The organism is Pelomonas aquatica, from assembly GCF_026712205.1.
GTDB classification, from domain to species: Bacteria; Pseudomonadota; Gammaproteobacteria; order Burkholderiales; family Burkholderiaceae_C; genus Pelomonas; species Pelomonas aquatica.
This window is the reverse complement of sequence record NZ_JAPPUW010000010.1, coordinates 112,384-137,571: the sequence shown is the minus strand read 5'-3', so window position 1 is coordinate 137,571 and position 25,188 is coordinate 112,384. Positions and strand designations below refer to the sequence as shown.

Below are 25,188 nucleotides of genomic sequence, written 5' to 3'. Positions count from 1 at the left end.
CCGCAGGCGGCCGCTCTCAAGCGGCTGCCGTGCGCAGCTCGCGGCGCAGGATCTTGCCGACGTTGCTCTTGGGCAGGTCGTCGCGGAACTCGATGAACCTGGGGCGCTTGTAGGCGGTCAGCTGCTGGGCGCAATAGGCCGCCAGGTCTTCCTCGGCCAGTGCCGGGTCGCGCTTCACGACGAAGAGCTTGACCGCCTCGCCCGACTTGGCATCCGGCACGCCGATGGCGGCGCACTCCAGCACGCCGGGGTGCAGGTTGACGACCTGCTCGATCTCGGTCGGGTAGACGTTGAAGCCGCTGACCAGGATCATGTCCTTCTTGCGGTCGACGATGCGCACATAGCCGCGCTCGTCCATGATGCCGATGTCGCCGCTCTTGAAGAAGCCGTCGGCGCACATGACGTTGGCCGTCTCGTCGGGCCGCTTCCAGTAGCCGGCCATGACCTGCGGGCCGCGGATGCAGATCTCGCCGCGCTCGCCGATGGGCAGGTCGCGGCCCTCGTCGTCGCGGATGCTGATCTCGGTGGACGGCACGGGCAGGCCGATGCTGCCGTTGAAGCCGCGCTGATCCAGCGGGTTGATGGTCGCGGCCGGTGCGGTCTCGGACAGGCCGTAGCCCTCCACAACAGGGCAGCCCGTGACCTTCAGCCATTTCTCGGCCGTGGCCTGCTGCACCGCCATGCCGCCGCCGTTGGAGATGACGAGCTCGGAGAAGTCCAGCCGCGAGAAGCCGGGCTCGTTGGCCAGCGCGTTGAACAGCGTGTTGACGGCCGGGAAGAGGTGGATCCTGTGGCCGCGCAGCGTGTCGATGAGGCCGGGGATGTCGCGCGGATTGGGCACCAGGATGTTGAGCTGGCCCATGCGCGCACCGAGCATGAAGCAGGCCGTCAGCGCGAAGATGTGATACAGCGGCAGCGCGCAGACATTGGTGAACTGCATGTGCTGGTCGGGCAGCCGGGCCAGCATGGGCTGGAACCAGGCCTCGACCTGCAGGATGTTGGCGACGATGTTCCGGTGCAGCAGCGTCGCACCCTTGGACAGGCCGGTCGTGCCGCCGGTGTACTGCAGGAAGGCGACGTCGTCGGGGCCGAGCTCGGGCTTCTTCAGCGGCAGGCGCTCGCCGTGGCGCAGGGCCTCGTTGAAGCGCACGACGGTGCGGCCTTCGCCGACGGCGAGGCGGAACTCCGGCACCATCTTCTTCAGGTGGCGCACCGCGAAGTTGACCAGCGGGCCCTTCCACCAGTTCAGCAGGTCGCCCATCGAGGCGAGCACGACGTGGTGCACGTCGGTCGCGGTTATGACCTCGGCCAGCGTGTGCGCGAAGTTCTCCAGCACGATGATGGCGCGGGCGCCCGAGTCCTTGAGCTGGTGCTCCAGCTCGCGCGGCGTGTACAGCGGGTTCACGTTCACGACGACGAAGCCCGCGCGCAGGATGGCCGCGATGGCCACGCCGTACTGCAGCAGATTGGGCATCATGATGGCGACGCGGTCGCCGGTCTTCAGCCCCTGGGCCTGCAGCCAGGCGCCGAGCCGGATCGACAGCTGGTCGATCTCGGCGAAGCTCATGCGCTGGCCCATGCAGATGGCCGCGTCGCGCTGCGCATGCTTGCGGAAGGCCTCGTTCAGCAGGTCCACCAGCGAGCCGTAGGTGCCGGTGTCGATCTCGGCCGGCACGCCGGCCGGATAGCTGGCCAGCCAGGGCTTGGAGCGCGATGTCGCCTGCGGGACGGCGGCGGCTTCTTCGGCAAGGACGGCGGTCATCGGCGGGCCCTTCTGGCGTGCTTCGCGTGAAGCTGTCGATGGTGGTTCCGCCGCCGACTTCAAGCTAGGGGAGTTGCCCTAGGGTCGATGCATCCGCGCGAAACAGGCCGCCTGCAATTGTGTCCTCGCGCTGTCGCACGGTGGACAGGAACTCGGCCGCGCCGCGCATCGCGCGGAAGGTGTCGAAGCCGCTTTCCAGGAAGGCCTGCAGCGCGCCCAGGCCCGCCATCTGCGCGGGGCCGCGCATCAGCTTCAGCGTCTGGCGCAGCAGCGGCTTGCGGGTGAGGCGGTCCAGCGATTCGCCGACGGCCATGGTCAGCTCGATCTGCTGCCGGCGCGAGGCCGGTTCGCCGCAGGCCCGCCAGGCGTCGGCATAGCCCTGGGCCGTGATGTCGGGCGAGCGCAGGAGTTCGGCCATGCGCGTGTCCAGCCGCTCGGACAGCGCATGCAGGCGCGCCAGCCGTGCCACCGTGTCGACGACCTCGGCGGGGAAGAGGCGGGTCAGCGTCGGGATCACGCGGGCGAACTGTGCATCGCGCTGGCGGTAGTCGTCGGGGCCGTAGAGCTCGTGCAGGAAGAAGCGCGTAGCCGCCTCGTAGCGCGGGTGGGCGAGCAGGTCGGCGTAGGTGTGGGCGAAGCGGCGCTGCTGGTAGGTCTTGACGGCCTGGACGCGGGCTTCGAGCGCGGGATCGGCGGCGCGGCGGGCGCGTTCGGCATCGACGGCGTGCAGTTCGTTCAGCAGGGATTCGGCGCTCAGCTCATCCATGGGTCGGGGTGGAATTCTGCCTTCCTACACTGCGGCCATGAATGCGCGACTGCAAAGGATCTGGGTGCTGCTGCGGCTGGCCGCGGCGCTGTTCGTCGGCTGGCGCTTCGGCTGGGCCTGGGGCCTGCCGACGCTGGGCCTGCCGGCCGCCGTGCTGGCGGCCGGGTTCCTGCAGCTGCACTGGGTGAACCGGCCGGCGCCGACCTGGGGCCAGCTGCTGCGGGCCTGGGCCGGCGAGGTGCTGGCCAGCGAGCTGGCCTTCTCCTGGCGCCAGCCCTGGCGCGAATGGGCCGAGCCCGACCACCTGCCGGCCGGCGCGACGGCCGGCGTGCTGCTGGTGCACGGCTTTTCCTGCAACCGCGGGCGCTGGAACGGCTGGATGAAGCGGCTGCGGGCGCAGGGCGTGGCCTTCGTCGCGCCGTCGCTGGAGCCGGCCTTCGGCAGCATCGACGCCTATGCCGACGAGATCGAGGCCGGCGTGCAGAGGCTCAAGGCCGTCACCGGGCGCATGCCGCTGCTGTGCGCCCACAGCATGGGCGGCCTGGCGCTGCGGGCCTGGTGGCGCAGATACGGCGCGGGCCATGCAGCGCCGCGGGCGATCACGCTGGGTTCGCCCCATCGGGGCACGCGCATGGCGGTGCTGGGCGCCGGCGTCAACGCGGCGCAGATGCGCCGCGGCAGCGCCTGGCTGGCCGAGTTGCCGGGCCTGCCCGACGCGGACTGCTTCTGGACGCCCTGCGACCAGGTCGTCAACCCGGCCGAGACGGCCATCCTGGGCGGCGCGCGCGCGCACCGGGTGGATGGCGTCGGGCATATGGGCCTCGTCCACACGGACGCGGCCTGGCATTGCCTTCAGACCGCCTTGGCCGGCTCGTCCTTGGGATCGGTCAACACGCCGCGGCGGATCTGATCCAGCTCGATGCTCTCGAACAGGGCCTTGAAGTTGCCCTCGCCGAAGCCCTCGTTGCCCTTGCGCTGGATCAGCTCGAAGAAGATCGGACCGATCACTTCCTTCGTGAAGATCTGCAGCAGCAGCTCGTTGTCCACGCCGAGGTGGGTGGCGCCGTCGATCAGGATGCGCAGGCGGCGCAGCTCGTCCACCTTCTCGCCGTGGCCGGGCAGGCGCTTGTCGATCAGGTCGAAATAGGTGTCGATGGTGTCCTGGAACACCACGCCGCCGTTCCTCATGCCCTCGACCGTGCCGTAGATATCGGTCGTGCCCAGCGCGACGTGCTGGATGCCCTCGCCGTGATACAGGTCCAGGTATTCGGCGATCTGGCTCTTGTCGTCGGAGCTCTCGTTGATCGGGATGCGGATCTTGCCACAGGGGCTGGTCATGGCCTTGGACTTCAGGCCGGTCAGCTTGCCCTCGATGTCGAAGTAGCGCACCTCGCGGAAGTTGAAGAAGCGCTCGTAGAACTCCGACCACTCCTTCATTCGGCCGCGGAAGACGTTGTGCGTCAGGTGGTCGATCTCGGTCAGGCCGTGGCCCGCGGGGTTGGCGTCGACCGGCTGGCCGGCCTCGTCCAGCATGGGCACGAAGTCGACGTCGTAGATGGAGATGTTGCCGATGGCGCCGGCCTTGGCGCCGCCCTTGCCCTGCCAGCGGTCGACGAAGTAGATCAGCGAGTCGCCGATGCCCTTGATGGCCGGGATGTTCAGCTCCATCGGGCCGGCCTTGTTGTCGAAGCCCCAGGCGCCCAGCTCCAGCGCGCGCTGGTAGGCGTGGGCGGCGTCCTGCACGCGTAGGGCGATGGCGCAGATGGACGGACCGTGCAGGCGGGCAAAGCGCTGGGCGAAGGAATCCGTCTCCGCGTTGATGATGAAGTTGACGCCGCCCTGGCGGTAGAGCGTCACGTTCTTGTGGCGGTGGCGGGCCACGGCCTTGAAGCCCATCGTCTCGAACAGTGCGCCGAGCGCGGCCGGGTCGGGCGCGGCGAACTCGATGAACTCGAAACCGTTGGTGCCCATCGGGTTGTCCCAGGGCGTGAACTTGGCCATTTCTGCCTCGCGTGGTGATGTCGTCGAAGCTGAAAATTCTGCGGCGCAAGGCTCGCAGTTTTCATGCAAATCCAGGCGCAGTCTTCAATCGAAACACAGGATTCGTGCGTTCAATGCGATTGAGGCGCCGGCCATTCGGCCAGGCCGTAGCCGGCCAGGATGGCCTTGAGCCGCCCGCTCCTGCGCAGCTTCTGCATGCCCTGGCTGAATGTCCGCGCATAGTCCTGCGCCCTGGGGTGGCGTGGCGAGATCGCCATGTAGGCATAGCTCGGAGCCTCGCAGCCGGCGTTGCGGGCGGCCAGCCCGGGATGCTGCTTGAGCGTGTAGGCGACGAGGTTCTCCTCCTCGATGAAGGCGTCCATGCGGCCCAGCTGCAGGCGGCGCAGCATGCGCTCGGTCAGGCCGTCGCCGGTGTGGACCTCGAAGCGCTGCGGGGCGGCCTTGATCGCAGCGTCCAGGGCCGCGCCGTAGGAATAGTCGCGGATGACGCCGACCTGCGCCAGCTCCGCGAGGCTGGCCGCGCCGCGGTAGCTCCAGCGGCTGCCGGCGGCGACGTAGACGCAGTAGCGGTTGCGCGAGATCGGCTGTGCGGGAAAGACGAAGTCGGGCGCTTCCTCGTGAAAGGTGGATGGCGTGGCCGTGTAGGTGCCGGCGCGCACGTCGATCAGCGCCCGGCTGTAGTTCTCGTTGACGAGGCGCACTCGGTGCCCGGCCGCCGCGAAGATCTCGCGCACGATGTCGACCGTGAAGCCTTCCTGCGCCGCGCCCGCCTTGCAGCTGAAGGGGCACCAGTAGTCCGGCGAGGCGAGCACGATCTCGTCCGCCCGCGCCGGGGTGGCGCAGGCGAGCAGCAGGCTCAGCAGGATCGGGGCTTTCACGGCGTCGCCACTGTAGGGTGGCGGCGACGCAGGAAGGTTGCACAATTTCTCGCATGGACGCCCCCATCGAGCTCGACGCCATCGACCGCCGCATCCTGCGCGCGCTGCAGCAGGACGGCCGCGTCACCTACGACGCGCTGGCCGGCGAGGTCGGCCTGTCCTCGTCTGCCGTGCTGCGCCGCGTGCGCCGGCTGGAGGAGGCGGGTGTCATCGGCGGCTATGTCGCCCTGGTGCCGCCCGAGCGCGTGGGCCTGGGGCTGACGGCCTACCTGAACGTGCGGCTGGAGAAGCAGACCGACAACCCGCTGCGCAACCCGCGCGACCTGTTCCGCGCCGCCGTGCAGACCTGGCCCGAGGTGGTGGAGTGCGCGGCCCTGACCGGCGAGATGGACTACCTGCTGCGCGTGCTGGTGCAGGACATGCAGCACTACGCCCGCTTCATCAGCGACACGCTGCTCAAGCACCCGAGCGTGCAGGACTGCAAGACCAGCTTCGTGCTGGAACGGCTGAAAAACACCACGGCTGTACCGGTATGAATTGAAAGGCGCGCGCAGCGCCGCCGCCCCTCCAGCGGCTGCCATGGATCTGGCTTCGCCAGGCACAAACAGTCCTCAGGACAGTTTGTGTCTGGGCTCAGCCCCCTTGAGGGGGCCGGCGAAGCCGGTACGGGGTGGGTCAATCAAACTCGTGCAGCAGCTTCAGGGCGTGGGCTTCGCCGAGGTTGAGCAGCTCGGCGATGTCGTGCAGGTCGTCCGGCACGGCCGCGTCGTCCCAGCCCCGGGCCGTGTGCCGCGCCAGGCGCACGGCCAGGTGCACGCAGCGCACCTGCGGGTCGCGCTCGTGCTTGTCGCCGGTGATGCGGGTCAGCAGTTCGGGCAGATGCCAGCGCTTCATCAGCGCCTGCTCCAGCTCGGTCAGCGTGACGCCCAGCACCTGGCGCTGTGCGACGGCGCTGCGCAGGCTGCGGTCGGCGTCCTGCAGCGCGGCCACCTGCAAGGCCAGGTCGGGCGCATGCACCCACAGCAGCATCTCGGCGAAATCGTGCAGCAGGGCGGCGCTGTGGATGACGGCGGCGTCGGGGTCGGCCCGATGCGCCGCGAAGCCCAGCGCAAAGCGCGATGCACGCTCGGCGCGCTGCATGACGCGCGACAGGCCCAGTTGCGCCTCCTCGTGGTCGGCCAGCACGGCCTCCAGCGTCGGCTGCGGCCCGAAGTCGCGGAAGAAGGGGGTGATGCCCATCAGCACCAGGGCGGCCGTCACCGTCTCGGGGTCGGCCATGAGGCCGGCGCTGCGGCCGCGCTTCAGCTCGTTGGCATGGGCCAGCACCTTCAGCGTCATCAGCGGGTCGGTCGCGATCAGCTCGCCCAGGCCGTGGGCGTCCACGTCGTCCTCGGTCGCGCGCATCTGTTCCAGCGCCTCGGCCGTCTCGGCCAGCACCGGAATCTCGGCCCGGGCGAAGGCATCCACCCAGGCATCGAGACTGGACAGCGGGTCGGTCAGGCGCAGGCGGTCGGGCATGATGGCCGGATGCTAGGCCGACGCGGGGCCGCCCGCTCACTGCAGGCGACCCCGTTTTGCGGCTCAGTTCACGGCCTGCGCGCGCCTTTCAGCCGCGCCCGTCGGCATGGAAGGCGCCTTCGGGCGCGCTGGCCTCGGCATAGAACTCCAGCGGGCTGCCGGCGCGGCGGCGCCTGCGCCAGGCCGGCGAGAACACCAGCCGCATCGCGCGCGCCGCGCGCTTGATGCGGATCCAGCGGCGGGCCCAGGCGGCGTGGGTTTCGGCGGCGTCGGGGCCGCGCAATTCGATCAATCTCATGAGGGTCTCCGTGGGCGCCGGGCCGGCCCTCATGACATGGATCATGAGGTCGGGCGGCGCGCGCGATTCAGGGGCTGTCGTCGGGGAAGCGCTCGCGCAGCAGGTGGCGCAGGTCCAGGCGGGCCTGCTGGCGCTGGGCGCGGGCGTCGTTCGGGCTCTGGTGCCGGCCGGCCTGGCGTTTCAGGGCCGGCGCGACGAGCGGATTGCGCGGTTTGCGCAGGCTCAGCTGCAGGGGGCGGGGAGAGGTGAACTGGGGCATGGCGTGCTCCGGTGGGCGCCGCGCTCGGGCGGCGGGCAATGCAGCGGCTCGACCCGGGCAGGGCCTGCGTTTGCGGCGATGGTTGGGTTGCCCGGGGCTCGCGCTCGAGGCGAACGGGCCGGGCGGTCAGGGGCTCTGGGAGTGCGACCTCGCCTTGACGCCTGGGGACTGCAGCGGCACGACTTGCGCAAATGATAAACAAACGTTGATCTTGCGCAAGCGGTTTTTATCCAACATCCCTAACGTGGGGGATGCGGGCCGTCCAATGACGGATGCGATGAACGACTATGCCCGCCGGCTTGCAGGCCGACAGGCCTTCGTCCGGCGTCGGACAGTGCTCAGGCACTGTCCGACGCCGGACTCAGCGTTTCTTGGACTTCAGCGGCGCGACGCCGGACTGCAGCTTGCGCCACTCGTCCAACTCTGCCTGCGGGCTGGGCGCGGCGGCCTTGGGCGGCGGTGGCGGTGCGGGTTCGGGCGTCAGCACCTCGCCGAGCAGGTCCAGCAGCCGCGTGCGGGCGCGCTGCGGGTGGCGGCGGTAGTAGGTCAGCACGAGGCCGATGATGAAGCGCTCGTCGTCGTCCTGCGGCGTGCTGGGCGAGTCGGCGACCGGGGCCGCGATCGGGGCCAGCGCGGCGGCCATGCCCGTCGCGGGCGCCTTCGCCGTCGGGCCATGTTCCAGGTCCATCCAGCCGGGCGGCTTGTGGCAGAGCTGCTCGAACTGGCGCGCCAGCCGCTCGCCGATCTGGCGGGCGCGGCCCTTGATCTGGCTCCAGTAGCTGGGCTGGATCTGCAGCTTCTCGGCAAAGCGCCGCTCCAGGCCACGCAGCGTGGCGGCATCGGGGTGTTTGACGGTGGCGCTGACGAACTCTTCGAACAGCCGCATCGCGTTGTCCAGTCGGATCTGCGCGACGTCGCGGGGGGCGCTGGGCATGGGGCGCAATGATAAATGAGCGTTGCCCTCATGCCCGGGGCGCGGTGCTCACTCCACTTCGTCGCCCGCCTTGTAGGCCCCCACCAGCGTCGCCTGCGTGTTCGGCGGCACGGCCTCGTAGTGCGACAGCAGCAGCGTGTAGCGCCCTTGGCCGGCCGTCATCGCGTTCAGCCGCGTCTGGTAGCTCGTCAGCTCGGCCAGCGGAGCCAGGCCCTGCACGATGAGGCTGCCGGGCACCGCGGCGCGGGTGCCGTTGACCTGGCCGCGGCGCGAGGCCAGGTCGCCGGTGATGTCGCCGATGCTGGGGTCGGGCGCCGTGATCTCGACCTGCACGATGGGTTCCAGCACCAGCGGCCGGGCCTCGCGCACGGCTTCCATCATGGCCCGGCGGCCGGCCGTGACGAAGGCGATCTCCTTGCTGTCCACCGAGTGGTGCTTGCCGTCGTAGACGACGACGCGCAGGTCCACCAGCGGGTAGCCGGCGATGACGCCGCTGGCCAGCGCCGAGCGCACGCCCTTCTCGACGGCCGGCATGAACTGGCCGGGAATGGTGCCGCCCTTGACCGCGTCGACGAACTCGAAGCCCGCGCCGCGCTCCAGCGGTTCGATGCGCAGATAGACCTCGCCGAACTGGCCGGCGCCGCCGCTCTGCTTCTTGTGGCGGTAATGGCCCTCGGCCGGTGCCGAGATGGTCTCGCGGTAGGCGATGCGCGGCGGCTCGGTGACGACCTCGCCCTTGTAGAGCTCGCGCACCCGCTCCAGCAGCAGGCGCAGGTGCAACTCGCCCAGGCCGTAGACCAGGGTCTGGTGGCCGTACGTCCCATCATGGCCGGCCTGCTCGATGCGCAGGCAGGGGTCTTCGTCCACCAGCCGCGCCAGCACCTCCCAGAGCTTCTGCTCGTCGCCGCGCCGCGCCGGGCTGATGGCCAGGCCGTGCACCGGCGTCGGGAAATCCAGGGCTTGAAGGAAGATGTGCTCGTCCTCCTGGGCGTCGTGCAGCACCGCGTCGAAGGCGATGTCGTCGACCTTGGCGACGGCGCAGAGGTCGCCGGGCAGGGCTTCGTCGATGTCGACATGCCTGGCGCCCTGCAGCATGAAGAGGTGGCCGACGCGTATCGGCTTGCGCGCATGGCCGACGAACAGCAGCCCGCCCTTGGCGACGCGGCCCTGGTGCACGCGCAGCACGCCCATCTTGCCGAGATAGGGGTCGGCGACGATCTTGAACACATGGGCCAGCACATGGGCCGCGGGGTCGGGCGCGGCCGGGTAGGGGGCCGGCTCGGTGCCCTTGCCTTCCAGGAAGGGCGGCGGGTTGCCCTCGGCCGGGTTGGGCATCAGCGCCTCGATGACGGCCAGCAGCTCGGCGATGCCGGCGCCCGTCCTGGCCGAGCAGAAGCAGACCGGGATCAGATGGCCCTCGCGCAGCGCCTGCTCCAGCGGTGCGTGCAGCTCGCGCGGGTCAACGTCGCCGTCGGTCAGGTAGCGGTCGACGAAGGCCGAGTCGACCTCGACGACCTGCTCCACCAGCGCGCGGTGCGCGTCGGCGATGGACGAAAAATCGGCCTCTGGTCCGAGGGGAGAAGAGGCCGCGAAGAAGCAGTCGACGACGCATTTTGCGCCGCCGGCCGGCAGGTTCAATGGCAGGCACTCCTTGCCGAAGACCTCGCGGATCTGGCCGAGCAGCCCGGGCAGGTCGATGTCCGGGCAGTCGATCTTGTTGACGACGACGAGGCGGGTGACGCCGCGCTCGCCGGCCGCGGTCAGCATGCGCTGGGCCATCAGCTCGATGCCGTTCTGCGCGTTGATGACGACGATGGCCGTGTCCGCCGCCTCCAGCGCCGGCAGGGCCTGGCCGACGAAATCGGGCGCGCCGGGCGTGTCGATGGCGTGCACGCGAATGCCGCCGTGCGTGAAGTGGGCGAGGCTGGACTGCAGCGAATGGCCCAGGCGTTTTTCGAGCGGGTCGTGGTCGGACACCGTGCTGCCGCGCTCGATGCTGCCGGCCTGCGCGATCGCGCCGGCATGGGCCAGCAGCGCGTCCAGCAGCAGGGTCTTGCCGGCCGCGGCCGGCCCGACCAGCGCGACCGTGCGGATGGCGCTCACTCTAGGATCAGGGCCTGTATCGCTCATCGGAACCTCCTCGGCGGCCCGGCCAGCGTAGAAGAAGCCGGCGGTGCCGGCAAGGGCAGAATCATCCGCATGCAAGCACGACTCAGCGCCCTCGTCCTGGCCCTGCTGGCGGTGTCCGCCCAGGCCCAGCCCCTGCCCCAGGCCGCGCCTGCGGACGAGCTCAAGGCCATGCTGGCCGAGGTCAGTGCCGAGCGCATCGAGGCCCGCGTCCGCAAGCTCGTCGGCTTCGGCACGCGGCACACGCTGTCGGACATCGGCTCCGACACCCGTGGCATCGGCGCCGCGCGGCGCTGGATCACCAGCGAGATGACGGCCTGCGCCAAGGCGTCCGGCGGGCGGCTGAAGGTCGAGGAGCAGAGCTTCGTCGAGCCGGCCGGCCAGCGCGTCGGCCAGCCCACGGAACTCATGAACATCGTCGCGACGCTGCCCGGCCGCGGCGCGGGCAAGGGCCGCCTGCTGGTCGTCAGCGGCCACTACGACTCGCGCAACAGCGACGTGATGGACGCGCTCGGCGAATCCCCCGGCGCCAACGACGATGCCTCCGGCACGGCCGCCGTCATGGAGCTGGCCTGCGTGATGGCCAGGCACCAGTTCGACGCCACGCTGGTCTTCATGACCGTGCCGGGCGAGGAGCAGGGGCTGCTGGGCGCCGCGCAGTGGGCGCGCGACGCGCGGGCCGAAGGGCTCAACGTCGAGGCCATGATCACCAACGACATCGTCGGCAGCCCGCGCGGCGATGCCGGGCAGTACGACGCCAAGCGGCTGCGTCTGTTCGCCGACGGCCTGGACCCGCTGGTGCGCCTGCTGACGGCCGCCAATGCCAACCGCCCCGCCAGCCCGGCCGACCAGAAGGCCGTGGCCGCGATGCAGGCCGAGCTGCTGCCGCTGCTGCAGGCCGGCGGCGCCGAGGACCTGCCCACCCAGCAGCTCGGCCGCCACCTGAAGGCCGCCGCCGAAGCGGTCATGCCCGGCTTCACCGTGCAGCTGATCCAGCGCCGCGACCGCTATCTGCGCGGCGGCGACCACATCCCCTTCCTCGAGCGCGGCTATGCGGCGGTGCGCTTCAGCGAGCCCTTCGAGAACTTCGCCCACCAGCACCAGAACCCCAGGACCGAGAACGGCGTCGTCTACGGCGACCTGCCCGAGTTCGTCGACTTCGGCTACGTGGCCGACGTGGCGCGCGCCAACCTCGCCGGCCTGGCCACGCTGGCCTGGGCGCCGGCGCCGCCGAAGGGCGTGAGGCTGGACGCCGGCGGCCTGAGCAACGACTCGACGCTGGAGTGGACCGCCAGCGCCGACCCCGAGGTGACCGGCTACCGCATCGTCTGGCGCGACACCGATTCGGCCACCTGGCAGCAGTCCAGCGACGTCGGCCTGGCGACGCGCGTGACGCTGCCGGTCAGCAAGGACAACGTCGTCTTCGGCGTGCAGGCCGTGTCGCGTAAGGGGTTCGCCAGCCTGGCGAGCTTCCCGCTGCCGAAACGCTAGACGAAACCTAGGTTCCTGGCGCTGCCGAAGTTGGGCAGATTGGGCAGCACGCTGTTGAGCTGGCTGTCGCTCGCGCCCATCCAGCCCAGCAGCGTCGCCGCGTACTGGTCCACCGAGCTGGTCGGGATCCAGCGGCCCTGCTGCTCCCAGCTGTCGACGCCGACATCGTCCGGCCCGCCCAGGGCCAGCGTCGGGTAGGCGCCGTAGAGGCCGCCCTTGACCGCGCCGCCGAAGACGAGGTGGTGGTTGCCCCAGGCGTGGTCGGTGCCGCCGCTGTTGTTGGGCAGGAAGGTGCGGCCGAAGTCGCTCTGCGTGAAGGTCGTGACCGAGTCGGCCAGGCCCAGGGCCGTCAGCGCGGCCTGGAAGCAGGCCAGCGCGTCGCCCAGCTGCTTGAGCAGTGCGGCATGCGTGCCCGCCAGCACGTTGGCACCGGCCTGGCCGCCGTGGGTGTCGAAGCCGCCGAGCTGGGCGAAGTAGATCTGCCGCGTGCCGCCCAGCGTGGCGCGCACGTCGAGCAGCTTGGCGGTCTGGTAGAGCTGCTGGCCCAGGCCGGTCGTCACGTTGCCGTTGGCGATCAGCGGCGCGAAGGCGGTGTCGATGGCGGCGTTGCTGCCGGCGTCGCCGGGCCTGCGCTGGATCAGCGGGCCGAGCTGGTCGGCCAGGGCCATCGCGGCCTGCTGCTGTTTCTGGAAGGCGCCGGCGAGGTCGGTGTCGGCCGCCTGCGCGGCCAGGGCCTTCACGGCGTCGAGCTTGAGGGCGTTGGGCTTCCAGCCGATGTCGGCGGCGCCCAGGCCGGCGGCGCCGAAGCCCTCGCCCGGGCCGGGCAGCACCAGCGGCGCGACCAGCTCCGACAGGCCGAAGTGGCCGTTGCCGCCGACGCTGACGACCGGGCTGGCCAGGCCCAGCGCCACCGCGCTGCGGCCGCCCCAGCCGGTGCGGCTCTGCGCGTCGGTGCTGGCGGACTCCCACAGCACCTGCTGGTCGCTGTGCGAGAACAGGCTGGGCGGCGTCAGCGCGGTCTGGCCGGCGTCGGCGTGGTACTGGGCCTTGGTCAGCGGCGCGTAGAGCGGGCCGACGTTGAATTGCACGGCCAGCTTGCCGGCGGCGAACAGCGGGTTCAGCGCGGCCAGCGCCGGGTGCAGGCCGAAGTCGCTCGTGCCCAGGCGGCCCAGGCTGGCCTGGGGCAGGGCCAGGCCGGCGCGCACCTTGGCGTAGTCGGCATAGCGGCCGGCGTCCATCGGCACGACGGTGTTCATTCCGTCGTTGCCGCCGTACAGGAAGACGCAGACCAGGGCCTTGAAGTCGGCCGCACGGGCCAGGCGCAGCGGCGCGAGGGCCGCCAGGCCGCCGAGGCCCAGGGCGCCGGCGAGCAGGCGGCGGCGCGAGGCCGAATGTTGATGTGGGTGGTGAGACATCGAAAACCTTTCACGCGGTTGCGCGCGGTGAACCTGCGGGCCGAGCACCGGGCCGCCCCAAGCCGGCCCGGTGGGCGATGTACTTGCCGGTCGATCCGGCAAGCATCGCCGTCCCCGCGGGGGACCGACCAGGCTTGCCTGCGTTCAGCAGCGCAAGGGTGGGCGAGGGGCTCACGGTCATTAGCGGACGATCTGGTACTGAGATGCGGCGAACACGAGATAGGCCGCCGTCTTCACGCGGTTGCGCTGCCAGGTCTTGGCGTCGGTCTGGTCCGTCCACCAGGAGACCGCGTCGACGATCTTGGCGCGCGCGGGGTCTGGCAGCACCTCGCCGTGGGCCAGCAGCGACAGGCGATCGACCAGCTTGCCCGCGTCGGCGGCATCGGCGTCGAAGGCGTCCAGCGTGACGGCGGTGCCGGTCGCGTTCGGCACGCCGGCGGACGGCGCCGAGCCGCCCCAGTCGAGCAGATAGGCCAGGTAGTTCAGCCGCTCCAGCGCCGTGTTGGCGTTGTGGATGCCGAAGGCGCCGCCGCTCAGCCGGGTGCCGGGCACCGGGTAGTCGGGCGGGTAGAAGTTGAAGACCGAGGGCGAGCGGAAGACATGCTGGCGCAGCGCCTCGCCCCACCACCAGCCCAGCGCGTCGCCGTCGGTGCGGCCGTTCAGCGCGCGCAGCACGCCCGTCATCATCAGCACGGGGTCGCGCAGCCGCCCGCCAGCGCTGCCGGGCGGGGCGTCGCCGCGGGCCTCGGCGTCCAGCAGCACGGCGGCCACCGTGGCGCCCAGGTCGCCCACGCGGCCGCTGCCGAAGCTGATGCCGTCCTTGCTGAACCGGCCGCCCTGGAAGGCGGCGGCGACGCGGCCCACATAGCCGCTCGACGGGTTGGAGCGCACCAGGGCCTGGATCAGCTGGCGGCCGATGAAGGGCGGCATGTTGGGATGGGCCATCAGGCTGTCCAGCACGGCGTCCAGCGCCTGGGACGGCGTGCTGCCGGCGGGCGCCTTGCCGCCGGCCAGCAGCGCGCGTTCGGTCGTGTCGTGCAGGGCCGGCAGCGGCACCATGTCGCCGTCGTAGAACTGGCAGTTGGCCCCCTGCGGCGAGCAGTCCCAGGCGGCCTTGCCGCCGGCCGGGTAGGTCCAGCCGGTCAGCGCATAGGCATAGGCGCGCACATCGGTGTTGCCGTAGGTGGGCTGGCAGCGTCCGCCCTTCAGGCTGCCGTCCATCTCCAGCAGGCAGGTGCCGAGCGAGAAGAGCTGCAGCAGCTCGCGCGGGAAGTTCTCGTTGGGGGCGGCCTTGTCGTTGTTGACGCCGTTCAGGTAGTCGCCCATGACCGGGCTCAGCGCCACCGCGCGCAGCACGTCGCGGTAGTTGCCCAGCGCGTTGTCCAGCAGCGCGTTCTGGTAGCGGCGCAGGCCGTAGGTGCCTTCCACCGCCAGGTTGCTGACGACGAGGATCTGCTGCAGCGCGAAGGCCATGCGCTGGCGCAGCTGGTCGGGCTGGCCGACGGCGTTGCGGTAAAAGTCCCACAGCAGCGGCTGGCTGGAGAACCAGTCGCGCCAGCAGTTGTCGCCCTTGTTGGCGGCACGGTCGCAGAAGGCCGTGTCGTTGACGTCGGCGTGGATGGCGCTGCCGCCGCCCGAGCTGTAGTGCGAGCCCTGCGGCAGCGCCAACTGGGCCTGCACCCAGGTTGAGGCGCTCTGCGTGCGCATCTGCGCGACCAGGCCCTCGGTCGCGCCGAAGCTGGCCTGCGAGGCCAGGCGCACCGCGTCGCGCTGGCTCATCGGCGGCGCGCCGGCAGTGCCGGGCGCCGTCGGCGGGGCGCCGGGGTTGCCGCCCGACCCGCCGCCGCAGCCGGACAGCATCGCGGTCGACAGGACCAGTGTCGCGGCCGACAGGGCCAGTGCGGCGGTGGCGGCCCGGCGCGCGGGACGGGGGGCGGGCTGGCGCTGCGGCATCGTCGGCTCCGGGGTGAGGACCATGCATCTTGGCCGCCGGAGCCTGCGCCGGTGGTAACGCGAGGTTGCCTGGCGGTGCCGTTGCTTACCTGTGGCAACAACTCGCCGCTTGAACCGCGGCCGGGTGTGGCATTTGCCACGGTCCGCGGGTCGGCAGGGCTGGCCCGACCGCCCGGCCTGGCGCCGCTTCAGTCGTCGTGATGGCCATGGCCGCGACCCCGGTCGTGGTCATGGTCGTGATCGTCGTCCTGCCAGTCGTCGCGGTCGCGGCCGCGCCAGCCATGCTGGCGCTCCCGTTCGTAGCGCACGACGACGTTCTGCTGGTACCAGCCGTCCTGCACGAAATAGACCGGCGCGCCGCAGGCGCCGTAGCGGTAGCAGTAGCGGCGCCAGTCGCGGCGCTGCTCCGGCGGCACCCACAGGTAGACGGGCTCGGCATAGACCGGCGGGCCGACGTAGACCGGCTGCGGCGCCACCAGCACCGGCTGCGGATAGCGGCCGATGTCGACGCGGCCGTAGACGCCCGGCTGGCTGAAGCCGATGGAGACGGCCACGTCGGCCGCGCGCGCCGCGGGCAGGGCGGACAGCCCGGCCAGCGCGACCAGGGCCGGCGCGAGCCAGCGGATGGGGGAGTGGCGGTGGGTGGTCATCAGTTTCTCCTTGGGATCTCGGCGTTGCCGTGGCCTGCAGTGAACGCGAAAGCGCGCGCCGCGGTTGTCAGCCTGAGGCCGGGGCGCTTGTAGGACAGGCGGCGGGCGCGGCCGAACGCGGCCTTGTCCTACAGCGTGGCGCCCGCCGGGCCGACGCCGGGCGGGCGGGGCCGGCCCCAAGCTCACAAGGCAACGCCGAACAGGTCCCACGCGCGCAGCGCATCCCTGCTTTGGGCGGTCTGCTGCGTTGCAAATCCTCGCCGTAGCCCGCGCTACGGCTGCGGTTTGCGCCTTGCAGCCCATCTCAAACCAGGGTGCGCTGCATCGCGGGAACCTATTCGGCGTCGCCCTTCTTGGCATGGGAGCAAGATCCGATGAGCGAACCTCTGCAGGCGGGCGCGGCGGCGCAGCAGGCCCTGGCGCAGAACGCGCGCTTTCTGGAACGCTGCAGCCGCCTGGCCGGCGTCGGCGCCTGGGAATGGGAGGCCGAGACCGGGCAGCTGACGCTGTCGGACTCCGCCTGCGAGCTGCTCGGCCTGCCGCCCGGCCGGGTGCCGGCGCTGGCGGCCCTGCTGCAGCGCTTTGGCCCCGACGGCGCGGCCATGCTGGGCGCGGCACTGCAGCGCGCCGAGGCCGACGGCCAGGGCTGGGACGTGGAGCTGCCCTGCGATGCCGGCGCGCGCGGCCGGCGCGTGATGCGCGTCGTCGGCGGCCTGGACGACGACGGCGCCGGGCGCCGCGTCGGCGTCGTCATGCTGGACGTGACCGAGCCGGCTGGCGTGCGTGCCGAGCTGGAGCGCACGCTGGAGCGCCTTGACCTGGCCACGCATGCCGGCGGTGTCGGCGTCTGGGGCCTGGACCTGCAGGAGGCCCGCCGCGGCGAACTGGCCTGGGACGACGCGATGTGGCAGCTGCACGGCGAGGTGCCGCGCGGCCAGCCGATGGGCCTGCGGCGCTGGCGCGGCCGCCTGCATCCGCAGGACCGCCGCGCCGCCACGCGCGCCGTGGTCGCCGCGCTGCGACCGGGCGGCGCGCCGCTGGAGGGCGAGTGGCGCGTCCGCTGGCCCGACGGCAGCCTGCGCGTGCTGCGCGCCTCGGGCCGCGTGCTGCGCGACGCCGCCGGCCGGCCGCTGCGGCTGTCGGGCGTCTGCTGGGACGTCAGCGAGGCGCGCCGCCTGCGGCAGCAGCTGGAGGAGCAGCACGAGCTGCTGGCGGTGACGCTGCAGTCCATCGCCGACGCGGTGCTGACCACCGATGCCGCCGGCCGCGTGACCTGGCTCAACCCGGTGGCCCAGCGGCTGACGGGCTGGTCGGCCGCCGAGGCCTGCGGGCAGCCGGCCAGCCGCGTCTTCCTGGCCCAGTCCGAGGACGGCGGCGGGCCCCTGCCCGACCCGGTGCAGCGCTGCCTGATGACGGGCCGGCCCACGCGGCTGCCGGCCGGCGCCGTGCTGCTAGGCCGCGACGGCGGGCTGCGCGCGGTGGACGACTCGGTCGCCCCCATCCGCGACGCGGCGGGCCGCGTGCTCGGCGCGGTGCTGGTGTTCCGCGACGTGACCCAGCAGCGTCGCCAGTTCGACGAGATCCGCTGGCGGGCCAGCCACGACAGCCTGACCGGCCTCGTCAACCGGGCGGAGTTCGAGCAGCGCCTGGCGCGCAGCTTCGAGCGCGCCCGGCGCGAAGGCCGCCAGCACGTGCTGCTGGCCCTCGACCTGGACCGCTTCAAGCTCGTCAACGACCACTGCGGCCATGCCGCCGGCGACGAGGTGCTGCGCGAGATCGCCCAGCGGCTGGAGGCCGGCGTGCGGGGCCGCGACACCGTGGCGCGGCTGGGCGGCGACGAGTTCGCGGCCATCCTCGAGAACTGCACGCTGGACGAGGCCCGGCGCGTCGCGCAGAAGCTCTGCGACGCGATGGACCAGTACCGCTACGTGCATGGCGAGCAGCGCTTTCGCATCGGCGTGAGCATCGGCGTGGCGCCGCTGGACGGGCGCTGGCCCGACGCCGATGCGGCGCTGCGCGAGGCCGATGCCTGCTGCATGACGGCCAAGGAGCAGGGCCGCAACCGCGTGCAGGTCTGGGCGCGCGACGACGCCGCGCTGCGCGCCCATCAGAGCGAGCACCGCTGGGTCACGCGGCTGCAGCAGGCGCTGGACGAGGAGCGCTTCGAGCTCGACCTGCAGCGCGTGCTGCCGGCCCAGGGCCCGGACGACGGCCGGCTGCGCGGCGAGCTGCTGCTGCGCCTGCGCGAGCGCGACGGCAGCCGCGTGCTGCCGGGCGCCTTCATGCCGGCGGCCGAGCGCTTCCACCTCGCGCCGCGGCTGGACCGCTGGGTGCTGCGCCAGGCCGTCGCGCTGCTGCGCCGCGGCGGCGAGCCGCAGATCGCCAGCCTGTCGGTCAACGTGTCGGCGCTGACGCTGCAGGACGCCGCCTTCCACCAGGAGGCGCGCACGCTGCTGCTCGAACTCGGCGCGCAGCGCGCGGCGGCCCTGTGCCTGGAGATCACCGAGACGGCCGCCATCACCCAGCTCGGCGAGGCGGCCCGCTTCATCGGGCAGATGCGGGCCCTGGGCGCGCGCGTCGCGCTGGACGACTTCGGCGCCGGCGCCGCGTCCTACGGCCACCTGAAGGCGCTGCCGGTGGACCTGCTGAAGATCGACGGCCAGTTCGTGCGCGCACTGATGACCGACCCGCTGGACCAGGCCGCCGTGCGCGGCTTCGTCGACGTGGCGCGCACGCTCGGCCTGACGACGGTGGCCGAATGCGTCGAGACGCCCGAGGTGCTGCTGGAGCTGGTGCGCCTGGGCGTGGAGCAGGTACAGGGCTTCCTGTTGCACCGCCCGCAGCCGGTGGCCGAGCTGCTGGGGCTGGCGGCCGTGGCCTAGTTAGCCCGCCGGGCCGGACAGCTCGCCGGGCGCGCTGGCGGCTGGCTCGTCCTGCGGCTCGGGCTCGGGCCGGCGCGGCAGGCGCGCCAGCACCAGCGTGCCGCCGCCCGGCGCGGACAGCAGCTGCAGCGTGCCGCCCAGGCTCTCGATGCGGTAGCGCATGCCCAGCAAGCCGTGGTGGCCGGCGCCGACGGACTCGGGGTTGAAGCCCTGGCCGTCGTCGCGGATGCTGAGCTGCAGCCAGCCCTCGGCCTCGTCGAGGACCACGCGCACCTGGCTGGCCCTGGCGTGGCGCAGCACATTGGTCAGCGCCTCCTGCACGAGGCGGTACAGCGCCAGGCGGTCGGCGTCGTCGGTGGCGGTGTTGACGAGCTCCAGGCTGAGCTGCAGGCCCGAGCGCTGCGCGAACTCCTGGGTCAGGATCTCCAGCGCCGGGATCAGGCCGAGGTTGGACAGGGCCGAGGGGCGCAGGTCCTCGATGATGCGGCGCTTCAGCGCGATGCCCTGGTCGAGCAGCTCGCTCATGTGCACGAGGCGCTCGTCGATCTCGGGCGCGGCGGTGCGCGTCATGCGGCGGATGCGGGCGACGTCGAGCTTGGCCGCCGTCAGCAGCGCGCCGAGCTCGTCGTGCAGCTCGCGCGCCAGGTGGGCGCGCTCGTCCTCGCGCACGGTCTGCAGGTGGCGGGCCAGCTCGGTCAGCTCGGCGGTGCGGCGCACGACCTCGCCGTCCAGCCGGTCGCGTTCGCGGGCCAGCTCCTGCGCGTGCTCGCGCCGCGCCGCGTGCAGGGCCTCGTTGCGGCGCAGGAAGACGGCCAGGCCGAACAGGCTGAGCAGCGTCAGGCCGTGCACGCCGATGCGGCCGTAGGTCAGCGAGCGCAACACCGCGTCGCGGTCGCGCGCGATCTGCACGAGTTCGTTGCGGTCGAGCTGCTCGACGGCATCGCTGACGGCCTGCATCTTTTCGCGGCCGATGTCGGACTGCATCAGCCCCTGCCAGGCATCCGTCGAGCCCTCGCGGTAGAGCTTGACGACGAGCTGCAGCTCGGAGAGTTTCTCGTTGGCGCGCTGGGCCGCCTCGGCCACCAGGGCCTCCCACTCGGAGCTGGCGTACTGGCCGCGCAGCCGTGCCAGCGCGGCCGGCAGCTCGCGGGTGGCGAGCTGCAGCGGCGCGAGGTAGTTGTCGCGCCCGGTCAGCAGGAAGCCGCGCTGGGCGGTCTCGGCGTCGGTCAGCAGCTCGCGCAGGTGCAGGCCGTCGTTGCGCGCCAGGTGGCGGGCCTGGGCCTGGGTCAGCGCCGCGTCGGCGCCCCGGAAGGCCGCCTCGCTGACGCCCATGACGGCCGCCGCCGCCAGCGTGGCCAGGCCCAGCGCCAGGCCGCGATGGCGGCGCGCGCCCTCCAGCCAGGGGAGCACGCGGCGCAGCACGGTGACGGCTTCAGGCTGCGGCCGGGCGGGGCGCGTCATGCTCCGCCAGCTCGGCGCAATAGCTGATCAGGTCATCGAGCTCGTGGCTCTTGTCGAACACGCGTTCGGCCCCGAGGCTGGCGCAGCGGCGGCGCATCTCCTCGGTGGCGTAGTTCGTCAGCACGACGCGGCGCGCGCGCACGCCCAGCCGCTGGGCCGCCTGCAGCACGCCCAGACCCGTGCCCGAGCGCAGGAAGACGTCGACGATGAAGAGGTCGGCGCTGGCATCGGGGTCGCGGCTCATCCAGCGCACCGCGCCGGCCTCGTCGGGCACCGAGCCGACGACCTCGACCTGGGCCAGCTCTTCGAGCGTGGCCACCAGGTTCTCCAGGATCACCGGGCTGTCTTCGACGATGAAGGCTTTGAGTGCTGGCATGGCCGACGCAAGGCAGCGGAGGAGGGGATGGGGTGGGTTGCAAGTATGAACCGCTTCGGCAGCGGGCCGGCGGCGTGGGCGGCGCATCGCGCTGTAGGACTTGTCCTAGGCGCGGTTGCGGCTGTCGCGGCGGCGCCGCGCTGCTACGCTGGCGTCCCCTGTCAACCATTCCCGCCATGATCCGCATCGGCATCGTCGACGACCACGCCATCGTCCGTACCGGGCTGCGCCAGTTCCTGTCCGACCACGTCGACCTGCGCGTCACCGGCGAGGGTGCCAGCGGCAAGGACGCTCTCGAGATGGCCCGCGGCGGCGAGGTGGACGTGCTGCTGCTCGACATCTCCATGCCCGACCAGAGCGGCGTGGACGCGCTGGCCGCCATCAAGGCGCGCTTCCCCGAGCTGCCGGTGCTGATCCTGAGCGGCTTCCCCGAGGCGCACTACGCGACGACGCTGCTGCGCCAGGGCGCCAGCGGCTATCTGAACAAGGAATGCGACCCGGAGGAGATCGCCAACGCGATCCGCCTCGTGGCGCGCGGGCGGCGCTACATCAGCCCGGCCGTGGCCGAGCAGCTGGCCGACAGCGTCGTCGGCGGCAGCCCCGGCACGCCGCCCGACAAGCCGCTGCACGAGGCGCTGTCGGAACGCGAGTTCCAGGTCTTCCTGCGCCTGGCCCAGGGCGAGACGGTGGGCCATATCGCCGAGGCGCTGTTCCTCAGCGTGAAGACGGTCAGCACCTACCGCACGCGCGTGCTCGAGAAGCTCAGGCTGCAGACCAACAGCGACCTGACCTATTACGCGCTGAAGAACGGGCTGATCCAGTAGAGCCCCGAACAGCTTGTCGGCGGTCAATCCGGCGGAGCGCCTCCGGGCTGTCGGATCAGGCCGACAGGGCCGCGTCCAGGATCTGCGCCGCCTGCGGCACGGCCGTCGTGCCCAGCAGCCGGCCATCGCCGCCGAAGCGCGTCGCGACGAAGGCATCGGCCGCGGCCGTCGACGACTGCTCGCGCATCAGCAGCGCCTGCGCGCACAGCACCAGGCCCTGGGCGACGCGGCGGGCCTGGGGCTCCAGCGCGGCGGGGGCGCCCGTCAGCAGCTGGCGCAGCGCCCGGGCCTCGGCCTTGACCGGCGCGTCGGGGCTGGCGGCGAAGCCGTCGAGCAGGGCCAGCGCCACGTCCGGTTCGCGGGCCACGGCGCGCAGTACGTCCAGCGCCATCACATTGCCCGAGCCTTCCCAGATCGAGTTGACCGGCGCCTCGCGGTAGAGCCGCGCCAGCACGCCGTCCTCGACATAGCCGTTGCCGCCCAGCAGTTCCATGGCCTCGCCGCTGCATTCGATGGCGCGCTTGCAGACCCAGAGCTTGGCGGCCGGCGTCATCAGCCGCTGCCAGCCGGGCTCGGCGTGCTCGAAGCCACGCGCCAGGCGCAGCATCAGCCGCATCGCGGCCTCGCTCTCCAGCGCGAGGTCGGCCAGCACGGTCTGCATCAGCGGCTGCTCGGCCAGCAGCCGGCCGAAGGCGCTGCGCTCGCGCGCGTTGTGCAGGGCCTGCACGAAGCCGGCGCGCAGCAGCGCGGCGCTGCCGATGACGCAGTTCAGCCGCGTGTAGCCGGCCATCTCGATCAGCGTCGGGATGCCGCGGCCCTCGTCGCCCAGGCGCTGCGCCCAGGCGCCGTGGAACTCGACCTCGCCGCTGGCGTTGCTGCGGTTGCCGAGCTTGTCCTTGAGGCGCATGACCTGCACCGCGTTGCGCGCGCCGTCGGGCGTGTGGCGCGGCAGCCAGAAGCAGGTCGGGCCGGCGTCGGTGCGGGCGAGCACGAGGTGGGCGTCGCTGCCGGGGGCCGAGAAGAACCATTTGTGGCCGCTGATGGCATAGCTGCCGTCGGCCTGCTCGACGGCGGTCGTCTGCACGCGGCGCAGGTCGGAGCCGCCCTGCTTCTCGGTCATGCCCATGCCGACCCAGATTGAGGCCTTGTCGGCCAGCGGCAGGTCGCGCGGGTCGTGCTCGCGGCTGAAGAAGCGCTCGCGCAGCGGCGCGAACAGCTCGGGCTGCTTCTGCAGCACCGGAATGGCGGCCTGCGTCATCGTCGCCGGGCACAGCGAGCCGGCCTCGACCTGGCCGTGCAGATAGCAGCCGGCCGCAAAGGCGGCCCAGCGGCCCGGCGTGTCGGTGGCGTACACGTCGCCGACCAGGCCCTGGCGCCGGTACAGCGCGAGCAGCGCATGCCAGCTCGGGTGGAAGTCCACCGCGTCGATGCGCCGGCCGCGCGCGTCGAGCTGGCGCAGCACGGGGCCGTGGCGGTTGGCGTCGCGGGCGAGCTGGGCGGTCTCGTCGCTGCCGAGCTCGGCGCCGTAGCGCGTCAGCGGCTCGACGGCCTGGGGCGCCTGGGCGCGCAGCGCGGCCAGCAGGGCGGGGTCGGTAGCCAGCAGGTTGCGGCCCACCCATTCGTCGACGAGGTTGTCGGAAGCGGTCATCAATCCGTGACTCCGGGTTCGGCCATCAGCCGGCCCTGGCCGGCGCGCCGGGCCTCGTAGAGCGCCGTCTCGGCGCGGCGCTGCAGGTCGGGCAGGCCGCGGTCGCCGGGGCGCAGCCGGCCCCAGCCGGCGCTGAAGCTCAGGGGCTGGCCCAGCTCGGCCGGCGCGCGCCCGGCCAGCGCGGCGCGCAGCCGCGCGTCCAGCGCGATCGGGCCTTCGGGCAGGCAGCGTGCCATCAGCACGCCGAACTGCTCGCCGGCCAGTCGCCCGGCCAGGTCGCCCAGGCGCATCTGGGCCTGCACGCAGCTCGCGAACAGCGCCAGCGCACGGTCGGCCACGTCGGGGCCGCGCTCGGCGAGCAGGGCCGGGAAGTTGTCCAGCTCGAAGACCATCAGCGCCAGCGGCTCGTCGTAGCGGCGTGCCATCGAGATCAGGTCCACCGAGCGCTGCGTGAACGCGGCGTTGTCGATGAGGCCGGTCAGCCCGTCGGTCTGGGCCAGCCGCGCGAGTTCGGCCTCGGTCTGGCTGCGCCAGGCCAGCAGCAGCATCGGCAGCAGCAACAGCAGCGCGAGCTGGCCGGCCAGGCCGAGCAGCAGATCGGGCCAGGCCAGGCTGCCCAGGGCCAGGCCGGTGACGGCGGCGCGCCAGGCGATGGCCGCCAGCAGCGGCAGCACCGCGATCAGGCCGAGCAGCCGCCAGCGCCGGCTGTTCAGGCCCTGCAGCACGCTGTTGCGGCCGGGCCGCTCCAGCAACACGCCCAGCCAGGCGAGCTGGGCGGCGATGACGAGATCGGCCAGCGCCTGGGCGGCGGCGCGGTCGCGCCACAGCAGCGCGTGCGCGGCGGCCAGCACGGCGGGCGCGGCCGTCATCAGGCGGCGGCCGGGCTGGGGCGAGAACCACTGCGCCAGCGCCCACCACAGCGCCGACAGGCCGGCGCTGATCGCGGCCAGGCCCAGCGTCTGCACGCCATGCGGCGGCGCCAGGCGGCCGCCGAAGATCGGGCTCAGCAGCGCCAGGCCCAGCGTCAGCACGGCGAGGCCGCACTGGGCCCAGCGCCCGCCGGCATTGGCGTCGCGCCAGCCGATCAGCGTGATCAGCACCAGCGCCGCGGCCAATGCCTGCATCGGCATCAGCGTGAACAGCGCGTCGGTGAAGGTCATTTGCGCACCGGGATGGGCGTCTCGCGCGGCACCGGCACGGCCGTCACGCTGTTCTGCGGCGAGCCGTCGATGAGGCGGTCGGAGTAGGTCAGGTAGACCAGGGTGTTGCGCGCCGGGTCCACCAGCCGCACGATGCGCAGCCGCTTGAAGACGAGGGAGATGCGCTCGCTGAACACCTCCTCCTGGCGGGGCAGGGGCTGGCCGATCTGGACGGGCCCGACCTGGCGGCAGGCGATGGAGGCCTCGGACTTGTCCTCGGCGATGCCCAGCGCACCCTTGATGCCGCCGGTCTTGGCGCGCGACACATAGCAGGCCACGCCCTGCACCTTGGGGTCGTCGTAGGCGTCGACGACGATCCTGTGGTCGGGGCCGATGAGCTTGAAGGCGGTGTCGACGGCACCGATGGGCTCGGCCCGGGCCGGTGCCGCGGCGGCGAGCAGCAGGAGGATGAGGGCGGCTGGCTTCATCGGGCCAGTCTAGGGCGAAATCCGCGCCGCGCAGGGCTCTGGCAGACAATGGCTCCCCGCATTGCCAGGAGGCCCCATGAACCGACCGACCCTGTTGATCCTGTCCGCCACCGCGCTGCTGCTGGCCCAGGCCGCCCAGGCCGCCGCCAAGCCCTGCGACGAGCTCAAGGCCGAGATCGCTGCCAAGCTCGACGAGAAGGGCGTCAAGAACTACGAGATCGCCGCCGTCGAGAACGACAAGGTGGGCGAGGCCAAGGTCATCGGCAGCTGCGACGGCGGCACGAAGAAGCTGACCTACCTGCGCAAGTGAGGTGGCTG

23 protein-coding genes are annotated in these 25,188 nt (G+C 72.1%); 6 read left to right on the top strand and 17 right to left on the bottom strand.

Features of this window, described 5'->3' with window-relative positions; genetic code table 11:
* Nucleotides 1–16: 16 nt before the first annotated feature.
* Complete coding sequence (locus NYP07_RS12785; RefSeq protein WP_268150995.1) at nucleotides 17–1,762, bottom strand: long-chain-fatty-acid--CoA ligase; 1,746 nt, start codon at nucleotides 1,760–1,762, stop codon at nucleotides 17–19.
* Between the two features lie 64 nt (nucleotides 1,763–1,826).
* Nucleotides 1,827–2,528, bottom strand: a complete 702-nt coding sequence (locus tag NYP07_RS12780; protein ID WP_268150992.1) for a DUF8198 family protein — start codon at nucleotides 2,526–2,528, stop codon at nucleotides 1,827–1,829.
* Nucleotides 2,529–2,565: 37 nt separating this feature from the next.
* Between NYP07_RS12780 and NYP07_RS12775 the strand changes: the two genes are divergently transcribed.
* Nucleotides 2,566–3,438, top strand: a complete 873-nt coding sequence (locus tag NYP07_RS12775; RefSeq protein ID WP_268150990.1) for an esterase/lipase family protein — start codon at nucleotides 2,566–2,568, stop codon at nucleotides 3,436–3,438.
* On the opposite strand, the gene hppD is transcribed toward NYP07_RS12775, so the two are convergent.
* Complete coding sequence (gene hppD / locus NYP07_RS12770) at nucleotides 3,381–4,529, bottom strand: 4-hydroxyphenylpyruvate dioxygenase (protein WP_268150988.1); 1,149 nt, start codon at nucleotides 4,527–4,529, stop codon at nucleotides 3,381–3,383. The two genes, NYP07_RS12775 and hppD, sit on opposite strands and share 58 nt — an antisense overlap.
* Nucleotides 4,530–4,639: 110 nt before the next feature.
* Entirely contained in the window at nucleotides 4,640–5,407 is a 768-nt protein-coding gene (locus NYP07_RS12765) for a substrate-binding periplasmic protein (RefSeq protein WP_268150986.1), read from the bottom strand.
* Nucleotides 5,408–5,460: 53 nt separating this feature from the next.
* Here NYP07_RS12765 and NYP07_RS12760 point away from each other — a divergent pair, with 53 nt between their 5' ends.
* Complete coding sequence (locus NYP07_RS12760) at nucleotides 5,461–5,943, top strand: Lrp/AsnC family transcriptional regulator (protein ID WP_268150984.1); 483 nt, start codon at nucleotides 5,461–5,463, stop codon at nucleotides 5,941–5,943.
* A 139-nt stretch (nucleotides 5,944–6,082) separates the two neighbouring features.
* Here NYP07_RS12760 and NYP07_RS12755 read toward each other — a convergent pair whose 3' ends face one another.
* From NYP07_RS12755 to fusA, 5 genes are all read right to left on the bottom strand, one after another.
* On the bottom strand, nucleotides 6,083–6,925 hold the full coding sequence (locus NYP07_RS12755) for an HDOD domain-containing protein (protein WP_268150982.1): 843 nt from the start codon (nucleotides 6,923–6,925) through the stop codon (nucleotides 6,083–6,085).
* A gap of 88 nt (nucleotides 6,926–7,013) precedes the next feature.
* Nucleotides 7,014–7,223: a hypothetical protein gene (locus tag NYP07_RS12750; RefSeq protein WP_268150980.1), complete on the bottom strand. Its 210-nt coding sequence runs from the start codon at nucleotides 7,221–7,223 to the stop codon at nucleotides 7,014–7,016.
* A 67-nt stretch (nucleotides 7,224–7,290) separates the two neighbouring features.
* On the bottom strand, nucleotides 7,291–7,482 hold the full coding sequence (locus NYP07_RS12745; protein WP_268150978.1) for a hypothetical protein: 192 nt from the start codon (nucleotides 7,480–7,482) through the stop codon (nucleotides 7,291–7,293).
* 361 nt (nucleotides 7,483–7,843) lie between these two features.
* The gene (locus NYP07_RS12740; RefSeq protein WP_268150976.1) at nucleotides 7,844–8,416 is read right to left on the bottom strand and encodes a hypothetical protein; all 573 of its coding nucleotides are present in this window, start codon (nucleotides 8,414–8,416) and stop codon (nucleotides 7,844–7,846) included.
* Nucleotides 8,417–8,464: 48 nt separating this feature from the next.
* The gene (fusA, locus tag NYP07_RS12735; protein ID WP_268150974.1) at nucleotides 8,465–10,546 is read right to left on the bottom strand and encodes an elongation factor G; all 2,082 of its coding nucleotides are present in this window, start codon (nucleotides 10,544–10,546) and stop codon (nucleotides 8,465–8,467) included.
* 69 nt (nucleotides 10,547–10,615) lie between these two features.
* Between fusA and NYP07_RS12730 the strand changes: the two genes are divergently transcribed.
* Nucleotides 10,616–12,034, top strand: a complete 1,419-nt coding sequence (locus NYP07_RS12730) for a M28 family metallopeptidase (RefSeq protein ID WP_268150972.1) — start codon at nucleotides 10,616–10,618, stop codon at nucleotides 12,032–12,034.
* Here NYP07_RS12730 and NYP07_RS12725 read toward each other — a convergent pair.
* The 3 genes from NYP07_RS12725 to NYP07_RS12715 form a co-directional block, all read right to left on the bottom strand.
* Entirely contained in the window at nucleotides 12,031–13,449 is a 1,419-nt protein-coding gene (locus NYP07_RS12725; protein WP_268150970.1) for a DUF1501 domain-containing protein, read from the bottom strand. The two genes, NYP07_RS12730 and NYP07_RS12725, sit on opposite strands and share 4 nt — an antisense overlap.
* Nucleotides 13,450–13,629: 180 nt before the next feature.
* The gene (locus NYP07_RS12720) at nucleotides 13,630–15,402 is read right to left on the bottom strand and encodes a DUF1800 domain-containing protein (RefSeq protein WP_268150968.1); all 1,773 of its coding nucleotides are present in this window, start codon (nucleotides 15,400–15,402) and stop codon (nucleotides 13,630–13,632) included.
* Nucleotides 15,403–15,590: 188 nt separating this feature from the next.
* Nucleotides 15,591–16,052: a hypothetical protein gene (locus NYP07_RS12715; protein WP_268150966.1), complete on the bottom strand. Its 462-nt coding sequence runs from the start codon at nucleotides 16,050–16,052 to the stop codon at nucleotides 15,591–15,593.
* Between the two features lie 374 nt (nucleotides 16,053–16,426).
* Here NYP07_RS12715 and NYP07_RS23950 point away from each other — a divergent pair, with 374 nt between their 5' ends.
* Nucleotides 16,427–18,934, top strand: coding sequence for an EAL domain-containing protein (locus tag NYP07_RS23950; protein WP_276597249.1), 2,508 nt, complete (start codon nucleotides 16,427–16,429; stop codon nucleotides 18,932–18,934).
* On the opposite strand, the gene NYP07_RS12695 is transcribed toward NYP07_RS23950, so the two are convergent.
* Nucleotides 18,935–20,395: a CHASE3 domain-containing protein gene (locus tag NYP07_RS12695; protein ID WP_268150964.1), complete on the bottom strand. Its 1,461-nt coding sequence runs from the start codon at nucleotides 20,393–20,395 to the stop codon at nucleotides 18,935–18,937.
* Nucleotides 20,367–20,771 (bottom strand): response regulator transcription factor, encoded by a 405-nt coding sequence (locus NYP07_RS12690; protein WP_268150962.1) that lies wholly within the window; start codon nucleotides 20,769–20,771, stop codon nucleotides 20,367–20,369. Before NYP07_RS12690 ends, NYP07_RS12695 begins: the two co-directional genes overlap by 29 nt.
* 176 nt (nucleotides 20,772–20,947) lie before the next feature.
* Between NYP07_RS12690 and NYP07_RS12685 the strand changes: the two genes are divergently transcribed.
* Nucleotides 20,948–21,595 (top strand): response regulator, encoded by a 648-nt coding sequence (locus NYP07_RS12685; protein WP_268150960.1) that lies wholly within the window; start codon nucleotides 20,948–20,950, stop codon nucleotides 21,593–21,595.
* 55 nt (nucleotides 21,596–21,650) lie between these two features.
* On the opposite strand, the gene NYP07_RS12680 is transcribed toward NYP07_RS12685, so the two are convergent.
* The 3 genes from NYP07_RS12680 to NYP07_RS12670 are packed head-to-tail and all read right to left on the bottom strand — an operon-like array spanning nucleotide 21,651 to nucleotide 24,870.
* On the bottom strand, nucleotides 21,651–23,243 hold the full coding sequence (locus NYP07_RS12680; RefSeq protein ID WP_268150958.1) for an acyl-CoA dehydrogenase family protein: 1,593 nt from the start codon (nucleotides 23,241–23,243) through the stop codon (nucleotides 21,651–21,653).
* Entirely contained in the window at nucleotides 23,243–24,403 is a 1,161-nt protein-coding gene (locus NYP07_RS12675; protein ID WP_268150957.1) for a GGDEF domain-containing protein, read from the bottom strand. The genes NYP07_RS12680 and NYP07_RS12675 overlap by 1 nt, the downstream gene beginning before the upstream one ends.
* Nucleotides 24,400–24,870 (bottom strand): CreA family protein, encoded by a 471-nt coding sequence (locus tag NYP07_RS12670; RefSeq protein ID WP_268150956.1) that lies wholly within the window; start codon nucleotides 24,868–24,870, stop codon nucleotides 24,400–24,402. Before NYP07_RS12670 ends, NYP07_RS12675 begins: the two co-directional genes overlap by 4 nt.
* A gap of 76 nt (nucleotides 24,871–24,946) precedes the next feature.
* On the opposite strand from NYP07_RS12670, the gene NYP07_RS12665 reads away from it, so the two are divergent.
* Complete coding sequence (locus NYP07_RS12665) at nucleotides 24,947–25,180, top strand: DUF1161 domain-containing protein (protein ID WP_268150955.1); 234 nt, start codon at nucleotides 24,947–24,949, stop codon at nucleotides 25,178–25,180.
* Nucleotides 25,181–25,188: the final 8 nt, after the last annotated feature.

Bases quoted from the DNA above. Each gene is read 5' to 3' on its own strand.
- NYP07_RS12785 (WP_268150995.1), bottom strand. From the start codon at position 1,762: ATGACCGCCGTCCTTGCCGAAGAAGCCGCCGCCGTCCCGCAGGCGACA.
- NYP07_RS12780 (WP_268150992.1), bottom strand. From the start codon at position 2,528: ATGGATGAGCTGAGCGCCGAATCCCTGCTGAACGAACTGCACGCCGTC.
- NYP07_RS12775 (WP_268150990.1), top strand. From the start codon at position 2,566: ATGAATGCGCGACTGCAAAGGATCTGGGTGCTGCTGCGGCTGGCCGCG.
- hppD (WP_268150988.1), bottom strand. From the start codon at position 4,529: ATGGCCAAGTTCACGCCCTGGGACAACCCGATGGGCACCAACGGTTTC.
- NYP07_RS12760 (WP_268150984.1), top strand. From the start codon at position 5,461: ATGGACGCCCCCATCGAGCTCGACGCCATCGACCGCCGCATCCTGCGC.
- NYP07_RS12755 (WP_268150982.1), bottom strand. From the start codon at position 6,925: ATGCCCGACCGCCTGCGCCTGACCGACCCGCTGTCCAGTCTCGATGCC.
- NYP07_RS12750 (WP_268150980.1), bottom strand. From the start codon at position 7,223: ATGAGATTGATCGAATTGCGCGGCCCCGACGCCGCCGAAACCCACGCC.
- NYP07_RS12745 (WP_268150978.1), bottom strand. From the start codon at position 7,482: ATGCCCCAGTTCACCTCTCCCCGCCCCCTGCAGCTGAGCCTGCGCAAA.
- NYP07_RS12740 (WP_268150976.1), bottom strand. From the start codon at position 8,416: ATGCCCAGCGCCCCCCGCGACGTCGCGCAGATCCGACTGGACAACGCG.
- fusA (WP_268150974.1), bottom strand. From the start codon at position 10,546: ATGAGCGATACAGGCCCTGATCCTAGAGTGAGCGCCATCCGCACGGTC.
- NYP07_RS12730 (WP_268150972.1), top strand. From the start codon at position 10,616: ATGCAAGCACGACTCAGCGCCCTCGTCCTGGCCCTGCTGGCGGTGTCC.
- NYP07_RS12725 (WP_268150970.1), bottom strand. From the start codon at position 13,449: ATGTCTCACCACCCACATCAACATTCGGCCTCGCGCCGCCGCCTGCTC.
- NYP07_RS12720 (WP_268150968.1), bottom strand. From the start codon at position 15,402: ATGCCGCAGCGCCAGCCCGCCCCCCGTCCCGCGCGCCGGGCCGCCACC.
- NYP07_RS12715 (WP_268150966.1), bottom strand. From the start codon at position 16,052: ATGACCACCCACCGCCACTCCCCCATCCGCTGGCTCGCGCCGGCCCTG.
- NYP07_RS23950 (WP_276597249.1), top strand. From the start codon at position 16,427: ATGAGCGAACCTCTGCAGGCGGGCGCGGCGGCGCAGCAGGCCCTGGCG.
- NYP07_RS12695 (WP_268150964.1), bottom strand. From the start codon at position 20,395: ATGACGCGCCCCGCCCGGCCGCAGCCTGAAGCCGTCACCGTGCTGCGC.
- NYP07_RS12690 (WP_268150962.1), bottom strand. From the start codon at position 20,771: ATGCCAGCACTCAAAGCCTTCATCGTCGAAGACAGCCCGGTGATCCTG.
- NYP07_RS12685 (WP_268150960.1), top strand. From the start codon at position 20,948: ATGATCCGCATCGGCATCGTCGACGACCACGCCATCGTCCGTACCGGG.
- NYP07_RS12680 (WP_268150958.1), bottom strand. From the start codon at position 23,243: ATGACCGCTTCCGACAACCTCGTCGACGAATGGGTGGGCCGCAACCTG.
- NYP07_RS12675 (WP_268150957.1), bottom strand. From the start codon at position 24,403: ATGACCTTCACCGACGCGCTGTTCACGCTGATGCCGATGCAGGCATTG.
- NYP07_RS12670 (WP_268150956.1), bottom strand. From the start codon at position 24,870: ATGAAGCCAGCCGCCCTCATCCTCCTGCTGCTCGCCGCCGCGGCACCG.
- NYP07_RS12665 (WP_268150955.1), top strand. From the start codon at position 24,947: ATGAACCGACCGACCCTGTTGATCCTGTCCGCCACCGCGCTGCTGCTG.